This is a genomic window from Rhizobium sp. WYJ-E13 (assembly GCF_018987265.1).
Taxonomy (GTDB): Bacteria; Pseudomonadota; Alphaproteobacteria; order Rhizobiales; family Rhizobiaceae; genus Rhizobium.
In genome coordinates this window covers 1,457,198-1,476,949 of the sequence record NZ_CP076853.1, presented here as the reverse complement: position 1 = coordinate 1,476,949, position 19,752 = coordinate 1,457,198, and the positions used below count along the sequence as shown (strand labels likewise).

Annotated in this window: 18 protein-coding genes, 1 tRNA gene and 1 riboswitch; of the genes, 6 read left to right on the top strand and 13 right to left on the bottom strand. The window is 61.2% G+C overall.

Annotation, left to right across the window (positions count from 1 at the left end):
* The first annotated feature begins 15 nt into the window (after positions 1–15).
* A complete protein-coding gene (locus KQ933_RS07405) occupies positions 16–534 on the top strand; it encodes a FecR domain-containing protein (RefSeq protein ID WP_216758836.1) in 519 nt (172 codons plus the stop codon).
* Here KQ933_RS07405 and KQ933_RS33365 read toward each other — a convergent pair.
* A complete protein-coding gene (locus KQ933_RS33365) occupies positions 528–935 on the bottom strand; it encodes a hypothetical protein (RefSeq protein WP_253958282.1) in 408 nt (135 codons plus the stop codon). The two genes, KQ933_RS07405 and KQ933_RS33365, sit on opposite strands and share 7 nt — an antisense overlap.
* A gap of 315 nt (positions 936–1,250) precedes the next feature.
* A riboswitch (Fluoride riboswitch) is annotated at positions 1,251–1,334 on the bottom strand.
* A gap of 3 nt (positions 1,335–1,337) precedes the next feature.
* Here KQ933_RS33365 and KQ933_RS33360 point away from each other — a divergent pair.
* Together KQ933_RS33360 and KQ933_RS07395 are read left to right on the top strand one after the other, a co-directional pair.
* On the top strand, positions 1,338–2,399 hold the full coding sequence (locus KQ933_RS33360; RefSeq protein WP_253958281.1) for an adenylate/guanylate cyclase domain-containing protein: 1,062 nt from the start codon (positions 1,338–1,340) through the stop codon (positions 2,397–2,399).
* A 99-nt stretch (positions 2,400–2,498) separates the two neighbouring features.
* Positions 2,499–4,409 carry a DEAD/DEAH box helicase gene (locus KQ933_RS07395; RefSeq protein WP_216758039.1) on the top strand — a complete coding sequence of 637 codons (1,911 nt, stop codon included), beginning with the start codon at positions 2,499–2,501 and terminating at the stop codon, positions 4,407–4,409.
* 53 nt (positions 4,410–4,462) lie between these two features.
* Here the strand turns inward: KQ933_RS07395 and KQ933_RS07390 are convergent, their stop codons facing one another.
* A complete protein-coding gene (locus KQ933_RS07390) occupies positions 4,463–5,245 on the bottom strand; it encodes an alpha/beta fold hydrolase (RefSeq protein ID WP_216758038.1) in 783 nt (260 codons plus the stop codon).
* A 167-nt stretch (positions 5,246–5,412) separates the two neighbouring features.
* Here KQ933_RS07390 and KQ933_RS07385 point away from each other — a divergent pair, with 167 nt between their 5' ends.
* Positions 5,413–6,075, top strand: a complete 663-nt coding sequence (locus tag KQ933_RS07385; RefSeq protein ID WP_216758037.1) for a methyltransferase — start codon at positions 5,413–5,415, stop codon at positions 6,073–6,075.
* Positions 6,076–6,199: 124 nt separating this feature from the next.
* Here the strand turns inward: KQ933_RS07385 and glp are convergent, their stop codons facing one another.
* From glp to KQ933_RS07360, 5 genes are read right to left on the bottom strand one after another with little or no spacing between them, the layout of a single operon-like run.
* Positions 6,200–7,423: a gephyrin-like molybdotransferase Glp gene (gene glp, locus KQ933_RS07380; RefSeq protein WP_216758036.1), complete on the bottom strand. Its 1,224-nt coding sequence runs from the start codon at positions 7,421–7,423 to the stop codon at positions 6,200–6,202.
* Positions 7,420–7,917, bottom strand: coding sequence for a cyclic pyranopterin monophosphate synthase MoaC (moaC, locus tag KQ933_RS07375; RefSeq protein ID WP_216758035.1), 498 nt, complete (start codon positions 7,915–7,917; stop codon positions 7,420–7,422). Before moaC ends, glp begins: the two co-directional genes overlap by 4 nt.
* A 1-nt stretch (position 7,918) precedes the next feature.
* A complete protein-coding gene (gene trpC / locus KQ933_RS07370; RefSeq protein ID WP_216758034.1) occupies positions 7,919–8,731 on the bottom strand; it encodes an indole-3-glycerol phosphate synthase TrpC in 813 nt (270 codons plus the stop codon).
* Positions 8,732–8,740: 9 nt separating this feature from the next.
* A complete protein-coding gene (gene trpD, locus KQ933_RS07365; protein WP_216758033.1) occupies positions 8,741–9,757 on the bottom strand; it encodes an anthranilate phosphoribosyltransferase in 1,017 nt (338 codons plus the stop codon).
* 13 nt (positions 9,758–9,770) lie between these two features.
* Positions 9,771–11,663, bottom strand: a complete 1,893-nt coding sequence (locus KQ933_RS07360) for a SurA N-terminal domain-containing protein (protein ID WP_216758032.1) — start codon at positions 11,661–11,663, stop codon at positions 9,771–9,773.
* Between the two features lie 217 nt (positions 11,664–11,880).
* On the opposite strand from KQ933_RS07360, the gene KQ933_RS07355 reads away from it, so the two are divergent.
* On the top strand, positions 11,881–12,162 hold the full coding sequence (locus KQ933_RS07355) for a hypothetical protein (protein ID WP_216758031.1): 282 nt from the start codon (positions 11,881–11,883) through the stop codon (positions 12,160–12,162).
* Between the two features lie 68 nt (positions 12,163–12,230).
* Here KQ933_RS07355 and KQ933_RS07350 read toward each other — a convergent pair whose 3' ends face one another.
* The gene (locus KQ933_RS07350) at positions 12,231–12,485 is read right to left on the bottom strand and encodes a GlsB/YeaQ/YmgE family stress response membrane protein (RefSeq protein ID WP_216758030.1); all 255 of its coding nucleotides are present in this window, start codon (positions 12,483–12,485) and stop codon (positions 12,231–12,233) included.
* 502 nt (positions 12,486–12,987) lie between these two features.
* Here KQ933_RS07350 and KQ933_RS07345 point away from each other — a divergent pair.
* Positions 12,988–14,673, top strand: coding sequence for a flagellin (locus KQ933_RS07345; RefSeq protein ID WP_216758029.1), 1,686 nt, complete (start codon positions 12,988–12,990; stop codon positions 14,671–14,673).
* 353 nt (positions 14,674–15,026) lie between these two features.
* Here the strand turns inward: KQ933_RS07345 and KQ933_RS07340 are convergent, their stop codons facing one another.
* The 5 genes from KQ933_RS07340 to KQ933_RS07320 form a co-directional block, all read right to left on the bottom strand.
* Positions 15,027–16,139 carry an NAD(P)/FAD-dependent oxidoreductase gene (locus tag KQ933_RS07340; protein WP_216758028.1) on the bottom strand — a complete coding sequence of 371 codons (1,113 nt, stop codon included), beginning with the start codon at positions 16,137–16,139 and terminating at the stop codon, positions 15,027–15,029.
* Between the two features lie 811 nt (positions 16,140–16,950).
* On the bottom strand, positions 16,951–18,042 hold the full coding sequence (locus KQ933_RS07335; protein ID WP_216758027.1) for a nitroreductase family protein: 1,092 nt from the start codon (positions 18,040–18,042) through the stop codon (positions 16,951–16,953).
* Positions 18,043–18,185: 143 nt separating this feature from the next.
* Positions 18,186–18,641, bottom strand: a complete 456-nt coding sequence (locus KQ933_RS07330; RefSeq protein WP_216758026.1) for a DUF3788 domain-containing protein — start codon at positions 18,639–18,641, stop codon at positions 18,186–18,188.
* Between the two features lie 63 nt (positions 18,642–18,704).
* Complete coding sequence (locus KQ933_RS07325; protein ID WP_216758025.1) at positions 18,705–19,133, bottom strand: VOC family protein; 429 nt, start codon at positions 19,131–19,133, stop codon at positions 18,705–18,707.
* A 306-nt stretch (positions 19,134–19,439) separates the two neighbouring features.
* Positions 19,440–19,529, bottom strand: a tRNA-Ser gene (locus KQ933_RS07320).
* Between the last annotated feature and the right edge of the window lie 223 nt (positions 19,530–19,752).

Genomic DNA, 19,752 nt, shown 5'->3' with positions numbered 1-19,752 from the left:
CGGATCATGAAAGCCATGTCAGCAATCTCCCGCAGCCTGTTTTCCGCTGTGCTGATCATCTGCCTCCTGCCTGATGGCGCAGCTTATGCCCAGTCTGCCGGCTGTGCGATTTCGCGCGCTTCAAACGGCAACCAGATCTTCCGTTGTCCGGGCGGCGTCAATATCACCGCCGAACGCGGGGCATCCTTCAGACTCACCGATCGCAATCGCGACGGCAGCCCGGATTCCTTGTCGCTGCGCAGCAAGTCTGCCCTTATCGACGTGGACAGCAGCCAGCACCGTGGCGGCTTCCAGGTCGTGACGCCTCAGGCGATCGCGGCCGTCCGCGGTACGCAATGGGCCGTTGATGTCAAAGACGGCACCACCTCCGTGCTGGTTACACGCGGCCGTGTCGGCGTGCGCCGTCCGGCCGGGCCGGCGGTCACACTTGGACCGGGTGAAGGTGTGGATGTCACGCGCGGAACCGCCACGCTCACCGTCCGCACGTGGCCGGCGCCGCGCGTCGCGGCCCTTCTTTCACGCCTCGGTCAATAAGTCGTCTCATGAACCATCGCCTCCAGACCGTGTTCGCGCTGCTGCTCGCCGGTCTGTGGGGCGCGGTACTCGGCTATTTTCATCTGCAGTCGGACTCCGGCCTCATGGAGCGGATGGAGGCCACGCTTGCCGATCTGCGCAGCACGATCGTTGGCGTCCGGCCTCCGCCCGGTCTCGTTTCCATTATCGCAATCGATGACCGTACAGCCGCAGCGCATGGCTATCCGCTCAAGCGGGAGATGCTTGCGCAGCTCGTGACGTCCATCGGAGCATTGAAGCCGAGGGCACTGGCGCTCGATATCCTGCTTGTCGATCCCGGTACGCAGGAGGGCGATGCCGCGCTTGAAACGGCCCTCAAGGCAACGCCGAGCATCATCGCCGGTGCTGCGACCTTTCCGCAAAGTCTCCAGGCGGTGACGAGAAACGCGGAAGATCCGCTTGCCGCGGTCCCCGAAGCGCAGCAGCTTCTGCTGCCGCAGCCACGCTTCGCAGAGGCTGCAACGCTTGGCATCGTCAATGTGGCGACGGACCAGAGCGGCGTGCCGCGATTCGTTCCGCTGTTTTCTCGCGCCGCCGATCGTCTGGATGCGGCCTTTCCACTCCGGGTCGCCTCGATTGCGCTCGGTGCGGAACCATTGATCGAAAAGGATGGCATCCGGCTCGGCGCCCGCCGCATTCCAACGGATACGGGCCAGCGCCTGCCGCTGACTTTCTATGGTCCCGCAGGCAGCATCAGCACCTTCAGCGCTGCCGATGCGCTTGATGGCAAGCTGCCGGCGGATGCCATCACCGGCAAGGTAGTGGTGATCGGCGCGACCGTGACCGGCGGCGGCGATGTCTTCCCCACGCCGTTCGATCCCATCCTGCCGGGTGTCGAAGTCATGTCGACGGCAATCACGCATCTGATAGCAGGCGATGGCATGGTGCGCGACAGCAGGACACGGCAGGCAGATGCCGGCATTGCGATAGCCTTGCCTGTTCTTCTCGTCGCACTGGTCGCATGGAGCCGCAGTGCCCTCGGCTTCGTCATCATCAGCCTAGCGGTCATTGTGTGGGCGATGCTCAACCTTGCAGCCTTCGCGAACGGCTACTGGCTGAGTGCTGCATTGCCGATTGCGGCCGCCCTCCCACCCGCAGTTATTTTCGGTGCCGCAGAACTCTGGCGCGACCGCGGCCGTGCGCGGCACTTCGCCGATCAGTCCGAGCGGCTGCAACGCATCGAAGCGCCGGGCCTGGGCGAGTGGCTGGCGCGCGACCCGGCGTTTCTGGCCGAGCCGGTGCGTCAGAATGCTTCCGTCGTCTTCATCGACCTTTCGGGTTTCACCGGTCTCAGCGAAGCCGTCGGACCGGCCGCAGTGCGGGAAATCCTCAGCAGCTTCTTCGAACTCATCGACGAGGAAGTGCGGCTGCTTGGCGGGGCGATCACCAGCTTCATGGGCGACGGCGCCATGATCCTCTTCGGGCTGCCGGAACCGGCGGCCGACGATGCGGCGCGGGCAGCAGCCTGCGCCGTTAGGCTTGCCGACCGCACGCGCCTCTTCCTTGCAGGCCATCCGGAGCTTCGCCGCAGGAAGATAGGCTTCAAGCTCGGTGCCCATTGCGGCCCGATCGTCGCATCTCGTCTCGGCAGCGGCGACCGCCAGCAGATCACCGCAACGGGCGATACCGTTAATGTCGCCCAACGGCTCATGGAGGTGGCGGCGAGCCGCGGGGCAGAGCTTGCACTCAGTGCCAGCCTGCTCGACGCCGCCGGTCCGGATGCCGTTCCGTCGCAGGCGGGGCGGTTGACCGGACCGGTCGAGACGAAGCTTCGCGGGCGCTCCGGCAGCATCGCCATCTACACATGGCGCGGCGAGACACTTTGACATTCGCAGCCGGAGCGAGTAGGAACGGCCCAACTCTTCGGCCGGACGATTCCGGCTACGGTGCGTTACGCGCCTGACAGCTCCGAAAGATCGAATAAAATGACTGACTATAACGGCGTCTCTCCGGCGATCGCCAAGGCGTTGCAGAAGCGCGGCTATACCGAGCTCACCCCCGTCCAGAAGGCGATGCTCGATCCGGCGCTCGTTACATCGGACGCCCTCGTTTCCGCACAGACCGGCTCGGGCAAGACCGTCGCATTCGGGCTTGCACTCGCCCCTACACTTCTTGGAAGCGCGGAGCGGTTTGGCCCCGCCGCTGCTCCGGTTGCCCTCGTCATCGCGCCGACGCGCGAACTGGCGCTGCAAGTGAAGCGCGAGCTGGAATGGCTTTACGAAATGACAGGCGCCGTCATCGCGAGCTGTGTCGGCGGCATGGATATCCGTAGCGAGCGTCGTGCGCTGGAGCGTGGCGCACATATCGTCGTCGGCACGCCGGGACGTCTCTGCGACCACATCCGCCGCAACGCTCTGGATATGAGCGAACTCAAGGCGGCGGTGCTGGATGAGGCGGACGAGATGCTCGATCTCGGCTTCCGCGAAGATCTGGAATTCATCCTTGAATCGGCACCGGACGAGCGCCGCACGCTGATGTTCTCCGCGACCGTGCCTGCTGCCATCGCCAAGCTCGCGAAGAGCTATCAGCGCAATGCGGTGCGCATCAGCACGCAGGCGGAAGAAAAGCAACATATCGATATTGAATATCGCGCGCTCGTCGTTTCACCTGCTGACCGCGAAAACGCTATTATAAACGTGCTGCGCTACTACGAGGCGCGCAATGCGATCGTCTTTTGTTCGACGCGCGCGGCCGTCAATCACCTGACGGCCCGGTTCCACAACCGCAATTTCAATGTCGTCGCTCTCTCCGGCGAACTGACGCAGAACGAGCGCAGCCATGCGCTGCAGGCGATGCGCGACGGACGTGCGCGCGTCTGCATCGCGACCGACGTTGCAGCCCGCGGCATCGACCTGCCGGGCCTCGACCTCGTCGTGCATGCCGATCTGCCGACCAATCCGGAAACGCTGCTGCATCGCAGCGGCCGAACGGGTCGCGCAGGACGCAAGGGCGTCAGCGCGCTCATCGTGCCGCTCAACGTGCGCCGCAAGGCCGAACGGCTGCTCGACAATGCCGGTATCGCCGCCACCTGGGCACGGCCGCCCTCCGTCGAGGAAGTAACGGAGCGTGACGACGAGCGGTTGCTCGCCGATCCGATCTTTGCCGACAAGCCGCAGGACGAAGAGCAGGGGCTGGTGCAGAAGCTCATCGAAAGCCACGGCGCCGAGGCACTTGCTGCCGCTTTCGTGCGCCTTTATCGCGCCAACCAGTCGGCACCGGAAGACCTGATCGAGGTTTCAGTACAGGACGACCGCGCCCGCAAGCGCCGCGACAATGGCGAACCGCGCGAATTCGCGCCGGCGCAGAAGGGACCGCGTGACGATTTCGGCCCGAGTGTCTGGTTCTCCGTCTCCGTCGGCCGCAAGCAGAATGCCGAACCGCGCTGGCTGATCCCGATGCTCTGCCGCAACGGCAATCTCACCAAGCGCGAGATCGGTGCGATCAAGATGCAGCCGGACGAGACCTTCGTGGAAATCGCCGCCGACAGCGCCGACAGTTTCCTCGGCACTCTCGGCCCGAACAAGACGATGGAGCGCGGCATCCGCGTCGTCAGGCTGAACGGTACGCCCGACTTCAGCAAGCCGGCCAAGCCTGCCTATGCGAAGAAGTCCTTCGAAGAGCAGGGCGATGATCGGTTCCGTGGCGACAAGCCGAAGGGCAAGTTCGGCAAGGACAGGCCCGCAGGTGCGGAACGTCAGGACGACAAGCCCTGGACGAAGAAACCGGCCAAACCGAAATTCGAAGGCGGCAAGAACAAGTTCGAAGGCGGCAACAGGTCCGACGGCGCCAAATTCGATGGCGGCAGGGGCAAATTCGCCAAGAAGAAAGACCGCTGAGGCGGTCGCCGACCGCACCGGTAAGGCGATGCGGCCGGTAGGCAGCGAAAGTCTCAGCTATGTTCGCTGGAACCGGCTGCTGCGAGGATGAGATCGGCGACGGCGCGCGGCTGGGAAATCAGCGAAACGTGGCTGGCGTCGAGTTCGATCGTCGTCGCGTTCATGCGCTTCGCCATGAAGCGTTCGAGATCGGGATTGATGGTGCGGTCATTCTTCGAAACCGCGTACCAGGATGGCTTGGAGCGCCAGGCAGCGACTGTTGTCTTGGCAGTGAACAGCGTATCTGAAATGCGGCCCTGCACGGCATAGAGCGCCTTGGCGCGGGCAACCGGCAGATCGCCGGCGAAATCCCTTACGAAAGCCTCCTCACTCAACTGGGCATAACCGGCGGCGTGAACGAGGCCGGCGCTGGCAGGCGGCGTTGGATACTGCTTGGCGAGCGCGGTATAATCCTCGCCGGCGTCAGGCGCGCGGGCAGCGATATAGACGAGTGCCGTCACCTTCGGATCGACACCGGCTTCGGTGACGAGCATGCCGGAATAGGAGTGGCCGGCGAGCACAGTCGGGCCGTCCATCAGCGCCAGGATACGCTTGGTGGCTTCGACATCGTCAGCAAAGGAAGTGAGGGGGTTCTGCACGGCCATGACATTGAGGCCAGCGGCCTGGAGATGAGGGATGACATCCAGCCAGCAGGATGCATCGGCATAGGCGCCATGGACGAGAACGACATTCTTCGCCTTGACGACGGTGGCGGCCCGGCCGGCAGCCGGAAACATGCTGAGTGCGGCCCCTGCAACAAGCGCGGCCGAGAATGAGCGTCTGGTGATCGGTTGCATAATGGAGTCCTCCGGCTTCTAGGAAAAGGGGGGCGATGTCCCCAAGGGATCGCTGGAGGAAAGTTACGCCGAGACGTGAAGCTCCATAACTATACAAAGGTCCAGCGAGGTATTATGCCCCGGCTCAAGGCCAGGTGGCCTGTCGCAACGAGGGCAATCGACACCAGATGAGACCGGCTTCCGCAGATGATCGTCCTGAGCTGACGACCTTCATCAAGACAAATCTGCCGCTTGCGGGCGTGCCGTCGATACCTGACGTAAGGCTGCATATTGCGACACCGAGGAGCGGCCTCTATCGCCTTGGAATGGCTGACGATTCCGATATGGAACCGCCTTATTGGGCCTACCCTTGGGCGGGTGGGGCGGTGCTCGCTCGCTATCTTTTCGACCATCCCGAAGAGATGGCGGGCAAGCATGTCGTCGATCTCGGCACCGGCTCTGGCCTTGTTGCCATCGCGGCCATGAAATGTGGTGCGGCCCATGTTCTGGCTATCGATATCGATGCAAAGGCGATCGTTGCGGCGCGGCTGAATGCCGAGGCGAACGATGTCGTGATCGAGACGCGGCTCGGCGACATTATCAGCGACGCACCACCTCACGCCGACATGATTCTGGCCGGTGATGTCTTCTATGACGATGTCCTGGCGGAGCGTATGCTGCCTTTCCTTGAACGTTGCCGCGCAGCCGGCATCGACGTGCTCATCGGCGATCCGGGGAGGGCGCCTCTGCCCGCAGGTTCGCTGGAAAAAATTGCAGAATATCCGGTGCCGGATTTCGGCGGGAATGCGCAAGGTACGGCCGCCGATAGCATGGTCTTCCGCTTGAGATAAGCGCGATCGCGTGGCGCGCGCTCGGGCAGCGGCGGCGATCCAGGCCTTGCGACGGCAACCGTCATTCTCGGAGCGAGCGTGCTGGCGCAGCTCTGCTTCTGGATTGTCGTCGCTTCCGGAAATGTCAGGCGAGGAGATCTGGCCGCAGAAGCATGACCGGGCAGGTGGCCCCTGCCGGCAGTTCCGGCGCATGCGGCGGGCGGATGATGAGGCAGTCCGAACGGGCAAAGGTCTTCATCATCGATGAATCCTGCTTGTCGAAGGGTTCGGCCAGCCAATTGCCGGCAGCGGATTTCGAAAGCCTAGCGCGGACATAGTCCTGCCGCTGGTCATTGGCACGCAGGGTAACCGCGGCTTCCACCGTTGCCTCGCGCTGCACCGGGGGCAGGGAGGCGAGCTTGCGGATCAGCGGCTCGAGGAACAGCAACGAGCAGACGAGGCTCGAGACCGGATTGCCGGGCAGGCCGAGCACGTGGGTCCCGCCGAAACTGCCGACCATCAGCGGCTTACCGGGGCGCATGGCGATGCGCCAGAAATCGAGCTGCATGCCGGCCTCGATCAAGGTGGCCTGCACCAGATCGTGGTCGCCGACCGAAGCGCCGCCAAGCGTGACGATGACGTCGACTTTGGCGCCCCGCGCCCTGTCGATCGCCGCGGTGATCCTGGCCTTGTCGTCAGACACGATGCCGAGATCAAGCACATCGGCGCCGGCTCTGTGGGCGAGGGCGGCAACACCAAACGTATTTGACGCGATGATCTGCGAAGGGCCGGGCGTGCTTCCAGGCGGCAATAATTCATCGCCGGTTGCGAGGATTGCGACCAGCGGACGGCGCAGCACCTCGACGTCAGGCCGGTTCATGCCGGCAGCGACCGTCAACCGCGAGAAATCGAGAGCGGTGCCGGCGGTAAGCACGGCTTCGCCTTCGGCAAAATCCTGGCCGCGGGGGCGCACATGCTGGCCCTGACGGACTGCGAATTTGGTTCGGATGCCGCCTTCGATCCTTTCGGCGTCCTCCTGCAGCAGCACGCTATCGGCGCCCGCGGGGATGGGCGCGCCGGTGAAGATGCGGACGGCCTCGCCGCGGCCGATGCTTCCCTCGAAGCCGTGGCCGGCGGAAGACGTGCCGATGACTTTCAGCACGGCGCCTGGCTCCGGCGCATCTTCGCGGCGCAACGCGTAACCATCCATGGCAGATGCATTGAAGGGCGGCTGGGTCAGACCTGCCGTCAGATCGACGGCAAGCACGCGCCCTTCAGCCTCAGCGAGCGACAGAGTTTCGGAGGCCGTGACGGGCTTTGCGCGGGAGAGTAGGCGGTTCTGGGCCTCGGCGACGGGTAGAAGGTTCATCTTGCCTCCGGATGGCGAAAATCGCCGGATTTGCCGCCGGATTTTTCGAGCAGCCTGATGCCGCCGATTTCCATTGCCTTGTCGGCCGCCTTGGCCATGTCGTAGATCGTGAGACAAGCGACCGAGACGGCGGTCAGCGCCTCCATCTCCACACCGGTCCTGCCGGTGAGCTTGGCGGTTGCAGTGACGCGCAGACCAGGCAGGGCGGCGTCTTCCTCTATCTCGACCGTGACCTTTGTCAGCATCAGCGGATGGCAGAGCGGGATGAGATCGGCGGTGCGTTTGGCAGCCATGATGCCGGCAAGGCGGGCGGTGCCGATGACGTCACCCTTCTTGGCATTGCCTTCTCGAATGAGCGCAAGCGTTTCCGGCGCCATCTTCACATGGCCTTCGGCCGTGGCGATGCGCACGGTCTCGGCCTTGTCGGAGACATCGACCATATGCGCCTCGCCGGAGGCGCCGATATGGGTCAGGCCGAGCTTTTCGCCGCTCATGTCATTCAGCCGCGATGGCGGCTTCACCAAACAGCAGGGCGCGGGTGGCTGCCGTCACGTCCTCCTTGCGCATCAGGCTTTCGCCGACGAGGAAGGTATTGATGTCAACGGCCTGCAGGCGCTTGCAATCCTCATTGGTGAAGATGCCGCTTTCGCCGACCAGAAGCCGGTCATCAGGAACCATTGATGCCAGCGTCTCGCTGACCGTGAGACTGACTTCGAAGGTGCGGAGATTGCGGTTGTTGATACCGACGAGCGGCGAAGACAGCTTCAAAGCGCGTTCCATTTCCGGGGCATCATGAACCTCGACCAGCACGTCCATGCCGAGCGAGAAGGCCTCGTCCTGCAGGCGCTGCGCGTCGTCATCCGTCAGCGAGGCCATGATGAGCAGAATGCAGTCGGCACCCCAGGCGCGGGCCTCATGGACCTGATAGGTCTCGAACATGAAATCCTTGCGCAGCGCGGGCAGGGCGCAAGCGGCGCGCGCTGCCGTCAGGAATTCCGGCGCTCCCTGAAAACTCGGCGTATCCGTCAGCACCGACAGGCAGGCAGCGCCACCGGCTTCGTATGCCCTAGCGAGTGCCGGCGGATCGAAATCCGGACGGATGAGGCCCTTGGAGGGGCTTGCCTTCTTGATCTCGGCAATCAGGCCGATCTGGCCGGCATCGCGCTTGGCGACGAGCGCCTTGTGGAAACCACGCGGCGCGGACTGCCCGGCCTGCATAGCCTTGAGATCGGCAAGCGAGGTCTTCGCCTTGGCCGCAGAGATTTCCTCACGCTTATAGGCTTCGATTTTCTTCAGGATATCAGTCATGAGACAATCCTAGTCGATATCGTTGGAAACGGCGATCAGTTTGTCGAGCGCAGATGCGGTTGCGCCGCTGTTGAGCGATTCCGTTGCAAGCTTCATGCCGTCACGGATCGTCTCTGCCTTGCCCGCGATGACGAGCGACGCGGCGGCATTGGCGAGCGCGATATCGCGGTAAGCGTTCTTGGCGCCGCCCAGCACCTCGCGCAGGGCTGCTGCATTGACGGTGCCGTCGCCGCCCTTGATCTCGGCGAGCATGCGAGGCGCCACACCGAAATCGGCGGGCGACAGCTCGAAAGTGCGGATCTTGCCGTTTTCGAGGGCCGCGACGCTGGTCGTGCCGGTCGTCGTGATTTCATCGAGGCCGTCGCCGTGGACGACCCACACACTTTCGGCGCCGAGGTCGCGCATGACCTCGGCAAGCGGCACGACCCATTGCGGCGCGAAGACGCCGAGAAGCTGACGCTTGACGCCAGCCGGATTGGAGAGGGGACCAAGCAGGTTGAAGATCGTGCGCGTGCCGAGCTCGACGCGCGTCGGGCCGACGTGACGCATGGCGGAATGATGCTGCTGCGCGAACATGAAACCGACTCCGGCTTCGGCGATGCAGCGGGAGATCATCTCCGGGGTGACCTCGAGATTGACGCCAAGCGCCGCAAGACTGTCAGCGGCACCGGATTTCGAGCTCAACGCCCTATTACCATGCTTGGCGACCGGAACGCCGGCGCCGGCGACGATGAGCGCCGCCAGCGTCGAGATGTTGTAGGTGCCGCTGGCGTCGCCGCCGGTGCCGACGATATCGATCGCGTCGGCGGGTGCTTTCACCCGCAGCATCTTGGAGCGCATCGTGGTGACGGCGCCGACGATCTCGTCAACCGTCTCGCCGCGGACGCGGAGCGCCATCAGGAAACCGCCGATCTGCGAAGGCGTTGCCTGACCGGACATCAGGATATCGAAGGCCTGGCGAGCCTCGTCACGGGTCAGTGGCTCACGGCTAGCTGCCTTGGCCAGAAGCGGCTTCAGATCGGTCATGCGTCGCTTCTCCCTAGCGGACGGTTGCCTGTTCGGCGAGGGTCCGGTTGACCTCTGTACCATACTGGCTCTGCAACAGGTTGACCATCTGATCGAGAATGTCGTCACCGGCCTGATTTGCGATGGCGGCGATCTGCTGGTCGCGGTTGTTCAAGGCATCGGTCGTCGGCTCTTCGTTGACGTCGGTCACCTTCAGCAGGATCTGCGTGCTCGGATCCGCGCCGACGGCCGTTGCGACGGTATCTACAGGACCGGAGAAGGCGGCGTTGATGCCGGCGCGGCCGAGAACCGGATCGTCGGTCGAGCGGGTAAAGCCGCTCTTGCTTTCGACAGCGATACCAAGCGGGGCGGCGATATCGGCAAGCGCGGTGCCCTTCTGCGCCTCGGCCTTCAGCTCGCCGGCCTTTTTGGCAAGTTCGGCCTTCTGCTGCTCGGCGGTCCAGTCCTGAACGGCCTTGTCACGCACTTCGGCAAGCGGGCGGTCACGTTCCGGCATGACGTCGCGCACGTCGAACCAGACATAGCCGTCATTGCCGACGGAAATGGCGGCCGCATCAGCGCCGACATCGGTCTTGAAGGCTTCCGGCAGAAGCTGCTGCTGGGCCGGAATATCCTTGACCGGATTGCCGTCCTTGTCTGCACCCGTCATGTCGATGGCATCAATGACGACAGCCTTCAGCTTGAGCTGGTTGGCGATCTCTTCGAGGGACGTGCCGCCGGCGCGCATATCCTCAATGCGGTCGTGAACGTTGATGACCTCCTGCGAGGCATTGGCAACCGAAAGCTGTTTGCGGAGCTCTTCCTTGACCTCATCGAAGCTCTTGGTGGTCTCCGGCTTGATATTGGTCACACGCAGGATGACAGGACCGAAGGTGCCGTCGACGACAGGTGTGGTGCCGCCATCCGTCTTCACCGCGAAAGCGGCTTCGGCCACGGCTTGGTCCGGAACCTTGTCCTTGGCGAATTCGCCGAGCAGCACATCGCTTGCAGTCTTGCCCTGGTCGGTGACAAGCTGATCGAAGCTTGTGCCGCTCTTCAGCGCGGTTTCAGCCGCATTGGCGAGATCCTTGCTGGCGAAGGTGAGCTGCTCGAGCGTGCGGCTTTCCGGCGTCGTGTAGGCGGCCTTCGCCTTGTCGAAGGCTTCCTTGATCTGATCGTCGGTGACGGTCGTGGGATCGGCGATGTCATCAGGCTGAAGCTTCAGATAGGCGATCTTGCGATATTCCGGCGCGCGATAGCGCTGCTTGACGTCTTCGAACCACTTGGCGAGCACGTCATCGGCCGGCGCCTTGATCGGTTCGATATTGGCGTTGGTGAGCAGCAGGTAATCGACGCTGCGGCTCTCGTTGCCGTAGAGTTTCAGCGCGTTGACGAGAGTCGCAGGCGCCTGGAAGCCGTTGGAGACGGCTTCGATGATCTGGCTGCGGATAGCCTGCTTGCTGCGATCCTTGATATAGTCGTCTTCCCGAATGCCGGCATTGCGCAGACGAGAGGTGAAAAGCGAGCGGTCGAACTGGCCGTTGATTGCCTTGAAGGCCGGATCGTCGCCGATCAGCTGGGCGAGGCGGTCTTCGGAAAGGCCGAGGCCCATGTCATCGGCAAGCTGGTCCAGCGAGGCGCCGGCCACGAGTTGGGCAAGCACCTGCTCTTCAACGCCGAAAGCACGGGCCTGCTCCGGCGTCAGCCGCACACCGTATTGCTGGCCGAGTTGGGCAACCTGGCGCTGGTAGGCGAGGCGGAATTTATTGACATCCACATGCTGGTCGCCGACGGTGACCACCGTCGTGCTGTTGCCGCCGCTTATCAGCTCACGCGACACGCCCCAGATGCCGAAGGACGCGACGAGCAGGAGCAGGAGCAGTTTGGCAACCCAGGTCTGAGCAGCTCTTCTCAGAAGATGGAACATGGAAACGCAAACCTCGCATTATCATTGGCCCAGAAGGGCAGACATTCGTCGTTCCATAAAACAAAGCTGCGAGGAAATGAAGGCTTGTCGCACGAAAAGCTTGCGGGGCTTGCACACGCTCTCGCTAACCCGCGGCGAGCGACAAAAGATGCTTGATTGCGGAACCTTTACAGTCTTCATTTCGTTGAAGCGGCATTCCATCAAACAGGAGCAGACCATGGCCGAATTGAAAACCGCTTCCGCCGAATCCACCGCTGCGCGCGTCAAGGCCGAAGTTGCCGCCGACGATCTGTCCGCGCAGGTTGCTGCGTTACGCGAGGATCTGGCCCGCCTTTCGGAGAGCGTGATCGCGCTGGGGCAGGGCGCAAAGACCGCAGTGACCGACGAAGCCTCGGTCATGACCGAGCGCGTCCGCGACAAGGTGCGTGAAGAGCCGCTGACCGCAATCGCCATTACGGCAGGCGTCGCCTACCTCTTCGGTCTCCTCAGCCGTCGATAGACGAAAAAAGCCGGACGCGCACGACGTCCGGCTTTCAACCTTTTTCTGGCAATCTTTTCCGTGTCAGCTCAGCGGCGGATGACGCGTCCGATCGCAATCAGAATGCATGCGCCGACAAAGCCCGTAATCAGGTATCCGAGCCAGCCGCTGAGTAGCGGGATGTGAAGGATACCGAGAATCCAGTTGGCGACAATCGCGCCTATGATACCGAGCAATATGTTCATGAACACGCCCATATTGCTGTTCATGAACTTCTCCGCCAGCCATCCGGCGAAGCCCCCGATGATGATAGCTGCAATCCAACCTACACTTTCGTTTTCCATGGCAATCTCCCCTCCTGGGTAAAACGTGAGATAAAACGCGCACAATCGAAAAAAGTTCCGCCGTGGCAACGGCTTAGCGCTATAAGTAGTTAGGTATGAGTTTAAGTAAAATTGTCGCGGCGAAATATGCGTTACATCTAATATAAAATCATTTGGAATCGGGCTTTCTCGATTTGCATTAGCAACATTCATTCAACGCCAACTGGAGGAGACTGATATGCCCCCTCCCGCCGCGTCGAGCATGTGGAAGCAACCCGACTGGCGCCCGACGCCCAAATTTGCGCGGAATACCGTCTCTGACTGCAGCACGGCAAGATTGCATCTCAATTGAAGAGCGTCGATCTAAGAAATACCCAATAGGGTACAGCAACCTTAAAAACAATTCGAGTTTTCATGCTTCTTTTTACGCAGGATTAACCCAACCTGACGTCAATTCATAGCTAACAGAATCTCAAGAAGCACGATTCATCGACCCTGCCGTTTCTCGTATTTCGGGCCGCATATGTCTCCTATTAACACAAACTACTCCAGCATCGCGGCGTTACAAACCCTCCGGTCTGCGACTGCAGGTCTCCATGCGACACAGAATAAGGTTTCAAGCGGCCTGCGCATCGAGAAGGCGTCCGACAATGCGGCCTATTGGTCTGTCGCAACGGCGATGCGCACGGATAACAGGGCGCTTTCGGCCGTGTCCGACGCATTGGGTCTGGGAGAAGCGCTGGTCGACACCAGCTCTACAGCTCTCGCCTCGATCATCGACATCATAGGCGACATGAAAGCCAAGCTGATCGCCGCGACAGAGAAGAGCATTGACAAGGCGAAGATCCAGGATGAAATCAGTGCACTGGGCGGCAGGCTTCTGGCCACCGCCGCCTCGACCTCCTTTTCCGGTGAGAACTGGCTGAACACTGATGTTCCTGGTCTCGACACGCTTACCAAGTATGACAAAAGCATCGTTTCTGCCTTCATTCGCGGAGCCGACAATAGCGTCAGTGTCGGCACGACAGATGTCGATCTGACACAGCTGGTGCTTTTCAACTCGACGGGGGGAGGGTTGCTGCAGGCCGATGCGAAATCGCTCGGCATGATCGGCGGATTGCGGAATGCCGACTTCACCGGGAGCGGACAAGCAGGTTACAGCGCTTATCGCTTCTCCGGCCCCAGCACGCTGCCGGACCCAAGCCTTGCCGCCTTCACGGCAACGGACAGGCTAACGTTCGATCTCACCGTCGACGGCACCGAAACACGCATGGTGACGATCGACAAGAATACCATCGATTCCGCATTGGGAACGAGCAATGGCATGATCAACAGCGCCGATGATTTCGCCAGGGTCATCGGCACGGCCATATCCAATATGGGCTGGTCACCAGGCACGGTCAGTTCGTTGGCGGGAAATCTTGTCTTCTTCAGCGGCGAGATCCCCGGCGCCAGTGAATCAAGCATGGTCGTTTCGAACGTGACGTCGACACTCTCAGCCGGTTATGCTTTCTGGCTTGATGCTGTAGCATTGAATCGACAGGACGGCACTGTCGCGGCCGCTCAGTTCGCGTTTTCTGGCCCTTTCTTCGTCCATCGTGACGTCAAGTTTTCCTTCAGCGTACAGGTCAATAATAGCGCGGCGAAAGCCGTCACCATCGACCGCAATCTGGTCGACAGCGTCCTCGGCACGAGCGATGGAAAAATCAATACCGCCGGCGACTATGCGCGCATGTTGAACGCTGCGCTCGCAGGAACCGGGATGCAGGTTTCCTCCGCAGGCGCCAGTGTCATTCTTCAGGCAGATGCCGCCATGTATCCCGAAAAGGGCGCAACGCGATCGAGTGTCCGTCTTTTCGGCGTCAGCGACAATATCGGCTTCGCCCCGAATTTCGATATTACCGACATCGACATCACGAACCCCGCCAACGACCTGCAGAACTATATCGGCGGCATCAACATGATGGAGCAGAAGGTCACCAAGGCCGCGGCCTATATGGGTGACATCGGCAAGCGCCTCAACATGCAGGACAATTTCGTCAATTCGCTGCAGGACGCAGTCGCAAGTGGCATCGGGCGGCTCGTCGATGCCGATATGGAAGAGGAATCCTCACGACTGACGGCCCTGCAGAGCCAACAGCAGCTCGCCCTTCAATCTCTCTGGATCGCCAACAGCGCGCCGCAGAACGTGCTCGAGCTCTTCCAGTAGCGCGACGTTCAGCACCAACATTGCCGCGGCCGGGTGAATCTCCGGAAGCTGCCGGAACGGCTCGTCGGGGATGCGTCACGACCTCGCATCGGTGACCGTAGTTTGCTGCCGGCCAGCGGATAAGAGACATTCCACCGTGGGCCTCGCGATGGAGACTCCTATCGCAAAATCGGGTGCGATAAGGTTTGCATTTATTCCGAAACAGTAGAAGCAAGGCCGCTGGCAGGCATAGCGCTCGCTCGCCTGGGAGCGCCATGGAGAGTTCGACCGAAAGAAGCGTGCGGCCTGCTGAGACAACTATACCGGATGGCTGAGTGGCTGCCGATCCGGCGGGTTCTGCAAAGCGCTTTGTCTCACCCGGCAAATCGCGCCACCTTCTGCCCGATGGCCAGCGAGGCGGTCAGGCCGGGGCTTTCAATTCCATAGAGCGCTATATAAGCGGGGTGACCGGTTTTTTCCGGACCCTGGATTACGAAGTCACCACCGCCACCCGCAGCCGGGCCGGCGATTTTCGGGCGGATGCCCGAATAGGCGGGCTGCAGCGCACCGTCCACCAGATCGGGCCAATAGCGGCGGATTGCGGAATAGAATTTATCCGCGCGGCGCGGATCGACATCATAGTCGATTGCCTCGACCCACTCGACGTCGGGACCGAAGCGGGCCTGGCCCGCAAGGTCGAGCGTCAGGTGCACACCGAGACCGCCGGGTTCGGGAACCGGATAAATCAGCTGCTTTGCAGGCGCGCGGCCTGTCAGCGCGAAATAGCATCCCTTGGCGTAATGACGTGGCGGGATGGTGCTTGCGTCCAGGCCCAGCAACCTTTCAGAAAGCGTCCAGGCATTCAGACCTGCCGCATTCACCACGAGGCGCGCTTCAATTCTGACCGGATCGCGACCGCCGACCGACAAGCGAATTTTATTCACAGCCAATTCGCCTTCGATGACGGGCGAATTGCAGACGATGGCTCCGCCATTGGACTCTATGTCCGTGATGTATGCCTGCATCAGGCTGTGACTATCGATGATGCCGGTCGATGGCGAGACAAGCGCCGCAAAACCTCTGATCCGGGGTTCCCTGCGGAAGAGTTCCGCTGCATCGATCAGATAGCAGTCCTCCACTCCATTTGCATGAGCCTGCCTGGATAGCTTTTCGAGGTAGCCGAGTTCCTCCTCGCTCGAGGCGACGACGAGTTTGCCACAAGCCTTGTGCGGGACGCTTCGCTCCCGGCAATAGTCGTAGAGCTTGTGCTTTCCGGCGACGCACAGCTCTGCCTTCAAACTGCCGGTGGCGTAGTAGAGCCCGGCATGGATGACCTCGCTGTTACGGGCCGACGTGATGCTGCCGGTCATTGGCTCCGCTTCGAGAAGAACCACCTCGCGGCCAGACATGGCAAGTTGACGCGCCACCGCGAGCCCCACGACGCCTCCACCCACGACGACGCAGTCGAGATCCAGTATCTCTACCATGAAATTCCCTCTCATCGTCCGACTGCGGTGAGGCGGCCTCTCCGATCGAATTTTGCTATCCCAAAAACGGAAGTATGATGAAATAAGGATTCAAGGACCAGCACTTCATGCGTTGTCATGAGGGCCAATGCTCTTTGGATGTAAGGCTATCCGATTGGCGATGGTTGGTTGATGTAGTGCTCGTGCCGGAAGCGAAGAGGCGGTTCGACACCAAGCTGAAGAGCAGTCCATGCTACTGAATCAAATGAGGGGCTCCCACTCAATACTCGGCGAGCCCCCCGCATCGGGTTCGGTCATAGTAATCCTACTACCGCCGCATACCCACTTTCGTAGCGTAGCCGCCGATTCGCAATTCATCCAAAAGGGCTAGGCGCGAAGTGGACCCTACACAGAGGCAAAGCGATTGGGCTGCCGGGATCAGATTTGGGATCAAAGCATTTTGCAGACATAAAAGGCAATGGGAAGCTCGCCTGGGTGGCAGCCATTTCGTCCTTGTGCATCACCTCGTACGAAGGCCCGATGCCAACATAACATCAAGTGAAAACAGCAGCTTGTAATGGCAATGACGAGGAGCGCCCGATGAAGATGAGAACTAGGAGATGGTGATAAGTCTATGATGGTGATGTAAGTATTCTCCCCGAAGCGGCAATCGGCGGCGATATCGCGCCATGGAGGGCAATCGGCGCCTTATGGCGGGCCTAGAACGATGAAGCGGAGAACTACGTCTACGCCATAGCCCTCTAAGTTGCTTGCCCGACAGGGTCGCAGACCGCTTGCTTATGCTCATCTGGGGGAGCGTCGCTTGCCGTCGCTAGACCAGAACAGCGTTCACGGGGCGGCGGGGCGAGAAAGGCAACGTCGGGCCGTAGCCGAAGCGCATGATGATATCGGGCCGCATTCCGCGTTCCCCGATCAGCGCCGCCAATTCAGGCCGCAGCCGTGCGACCTCGACAGGCTGGTTGACGAAGGCGTGTTTGAGGCCGGAAGCGGTCGCGGCAAGCGCGAAACGCTGGCAGGCGCGACCGACCGCGATCCAGTGCGCCTTGTCCTCGCGCTCCGCCAGAAAGATCGCGACACCCGCGGAGGAGTCGATCTCGCGCGCATATTTGTCGTTTTCGGCGCCTTTTGTGAAGAACGTGTCAAAGGCGAGACCACCGAGAAATTCGGGAAGCACGGGATTGCCGCTTGCGGCCGAGAACAGTCCGTCACCCGACGCCATGGCGCTGCGCGGATTGAACCGCAGCCAACGCTTCAACTCGGCCATGAAGGCCACGTCAGCCATCTGCGCATCGTTGCCGGCAACGATCAGGTCCCGCACCTGGTTGATCCGCGCGCGGTCGGTAAGCAGGAAGAGACGCACACCCGGCGCTTCCGTGTACTGCCGAAGCGCTTCGATATCCGCTGCAGGCACCGGGCGCTCGTCATATTCGGCTCGGGTGGATTGCCGTCTGGGGATGGCGGCAAGCAGCGGATGCGAACGGGCTTCAGCCCTGGAGAACGAATAGCGGATGCGCTCGCCTCCAGCGTCCGTTTCCAACTGCCCGGGCCGTCCGGTCGCGGTGGCGGCGATCAGCAGATTCTCGGCTGCGCATCCGAGACTGACGAAGAGGTGATGATTGTCGGGATCGACGACCGGTGTTGCGCGGGAGAGGTCGGGCAGAATGTCGATCGCGCTTTCTCCCACGCGAAACCGCCAAGGCTGGGTGTTATGGCCGTTGGCGGCAAGCGTCGCGTATCGGATGATGTCGGCGATGTTCGGGTCGGCGGGCATCGGGGCGCGAAGGCCGCCTGTGTAGGAATCGAAGTCGCCCATCGACCCCACGGCCGACCGCCAACCGGCGGCGGCGCCGCCAGCCAGCACGAGTGCACCGCCTGCGCCGATGAGTATGTCTCGCCTTCTCACGCCCACTCCCTTCATTGCTACTCTGCGCGAGATGGCGCGACAAGCGGTTGACCTCGGTCAAAAGACCGACGCGCGGGGTACGCTGCCATCGAGGTCCTCATCGGCCGTACACAGATGACGATCCCCGCGCAGGAATATGCCCTTCAATGGCGTGACCGGGGCGGCCGCTTGATAGTCAGCAACTCCGTCAGATCCCGCAGATCATCAGCGGACGATACGCCGATCTTCAACCATTTCCCATCGCGGTATGTCGGGGTCGAATCATAAAGATCGGCTAGCTGCGAGCTCAGGCTTTCGCGCCGCGCCTCGAGTTTATCTCTTTCAGCGCGCCCCAGAACGACCACGACAGAGAACAGCCTATATTCGGGCAGGAAAGTGCAGAAGGCCCGCGATTTCTTGTATCGCAGAGACCACCCATGCTTCTTTCCGCCATAAATCCACTCAGGAATGAAGGTCCCGGGGTATGAGTTCTCGATCCAGTCTTGAAGAGCCTTCCAGTGCGCAAAAGCGTCCAGCCCGGTCCAATCGCGAACGGTCTCGTCACTCGGCGGAGCGGACTTGTTCGTGAGACGATCTCCGATCTGGGGCGACTGATTCATGCCGCTTCTTTCCTTGATAGAGGGCCAGAATCGCAAATGCGCGATCGACCGTCGGGCTGAAACCTAAAAATCCACCACCACCGACGGCGCACTGCGGTTCGCCTCGCCGTGGAAAACGGCCTCGATGTTGTTACCATCAGGGTCGAGCACGAAAGCCGCATAATATCCGGGATGATAAGCTCTCTCGCCGGGCGCACCGTTGTCGCGCCCGCCGTGGGTCAGCGCCGCGTTGTGGAAGGCATCCACTGTCGCGCGGTCCCTCGCCTGGAAGGCAAGGTGGTGTCGTCCTGTCAGAACACCCAGCGCCGCCGGACTTTCTGCCGAAGATACGACAAGTTCGTCAGCCCAGAAATATCCATCGGCGGTGTCGACAACAGGAATCTCCAGTACAGCCAGAATGGCAGTGTAAAAATCCCGGCTGGCCTTGAGATCCTGCACCACGAGCTGGATGTGGTCGATAAGCCGACCTCGATGCAATTGATGAATTTCCATTGTCGCTCTCCTTGTGAAATCTGGCTGATAAAGTTCATTGTTGAGCATCAATCCAGTCGATGACTGGTGAGGTCATTCCTCAGCCTGTGACGAATACGCCTTACTACACTGAATCACGACTTAGCCGGCACTTCATTGCGGTATAATGATAGAACGAGGCCGCAAACTTCCTTTATCACGCTAAATCAGTTTGCGGCCCCGACCAAGATACATCGGGCTATAGAGTAGAATCGCCGGTTCGCCAGTCCACATGGCTTCATGCGGCAACATGCGGGAATATCGCGCTGTGGAGGGGAATCGGCGGGGTGGCGGAAGAGGTGGGATTCGAACCCACGGTACGGTTTCCCGCACGCCGGTTTTCAAGACCGGTTCCTTAAACCACTCGGACACTCTTCCATCCAATTGATCTGGCTGGTCTTTGCCGGAAAGAAATCGTTCTTGATGAAGACTGCTTCCGCCGACAACCAAATCGCGGTTTGGCAGGCTTTATAGCGGTTCGAACTTCAGCGTCAACTTACTCTGGCATATCGAGCAGCAATCAGGAAGAAATGCCCCCTTGCGGGGCGGGTGACAGCTCCACCCGAAACGGTCCTGTCATGAAGCGAAACCATCCGGTGCG

Excerpts from the sequence above, each read along its gene's own strand:
- KQ933_RS07405 (WP_216758836.1), top strand. The coding sequence starts at position 16 with ATGTCAGCAATCTCCCGCAGCCTGTTTTCCGCTGTGCTGATCATCTGC.
- KQ933_RS07395 (WP_216758039.1), top strand. The coding sequence starts at position 2,499 with ATGACTGACTATAACGGCGTCTCTCCGGCGATCGCCAAGGCGTTGCAG.
- KQ933_RS07390 (WP_216758038.1), bottom strand. The coding sequence starts at position 5,245 with ATGCAACCGATCACCAGACGCTCATTCTCGGCCGCGCTTGTTGCAGGG.
- KQ933_RS07385 (WP_216758037.1), top strand. The coding sequence starts at position 5,413 with ATGAGACCGGCTTCCGCAGATGATCGTCCTGAGCTGACGACCTTCATC.
- glp (WP_216758036.1), bottom strand. The coding sequence starts at position 7,423 with ATGAACCTTCTACCCGTCGCCGAGGCCCAGAACCGCCTACTCTCCCGC.
- moaC (WP_216758035.1), bottom strand. The coding sequence starts at position 7,917 with ATGAGCGGCGAAAAGCTCGGCCTGACCCATATCGGCGCCTCCGGCGAG.
- trpC (WP_216758034.1), bottom strand. The coding sequence starts at position 8,731 with ATGACTGATATCCTGAAGAAAATCGAAGCCTATAAGCGTGAGGAAATC.
- trpD (WP_216758033.1), bottom strand. The coding sequence starts at position 9,757 with ATGACCGATCTGAAGCCGCTTCTGGCCAAGGCAGCTAGCCGTGAGCCA.
- KQ933_RS07360 (WP_216758032.1), bottom strand. The coding sequence starts at position 11,663 with ATGTTCCATCTTCTGAGAAGAGCTGCTCAGACCTGGGTTGCCAAACTG.
- KQ933_RS07355 (WP_216758031.1), top strand. The coding sequence starts at position 11,881 with ATGGCCGAATTGAAAACCGCTTCCGCCGAATCCACCGCTGCGCGCGTC.
- KQ933_RS07350 (WP_216758030.1), bottom strand. The coding sequence starts at position 12,485 with ATGGAAAACGAAAGTGTAGGTTGGATTGCAGCTATCATCATCGGGGGC.
- KQ933_RS07345 (WP_216758029.1), top strand. The coding sequence starts at position 12,988 with ATGTCTCCTATTAACACAAACTACTCCAGCATCGCGGCGTTACAAACC.
- KQ933_RS07340 (WP_216758028.1), bottom strand. The coding sequence starts at position 16,139 with ATGGTAGAGATACTGGATCTCGACTGCGTCGTCGTGGGTGGAGGCGTC.
- KQ933_RS07330 (WP_216758026.1), bottom strand. The coding sequence starts at position 18,641 with ATGAATCAGTCGCCCCAGATCGGAGATCGTCTCACGAACAAGTCCGCT.
- KQ933_RS07325 (WP_216758025.1), bottom strand. The coding sequence starts at position 19,133 with ATGGAAATTCATCAATTGCATCGAGGTCGGCTTATCGACCACATCCAG.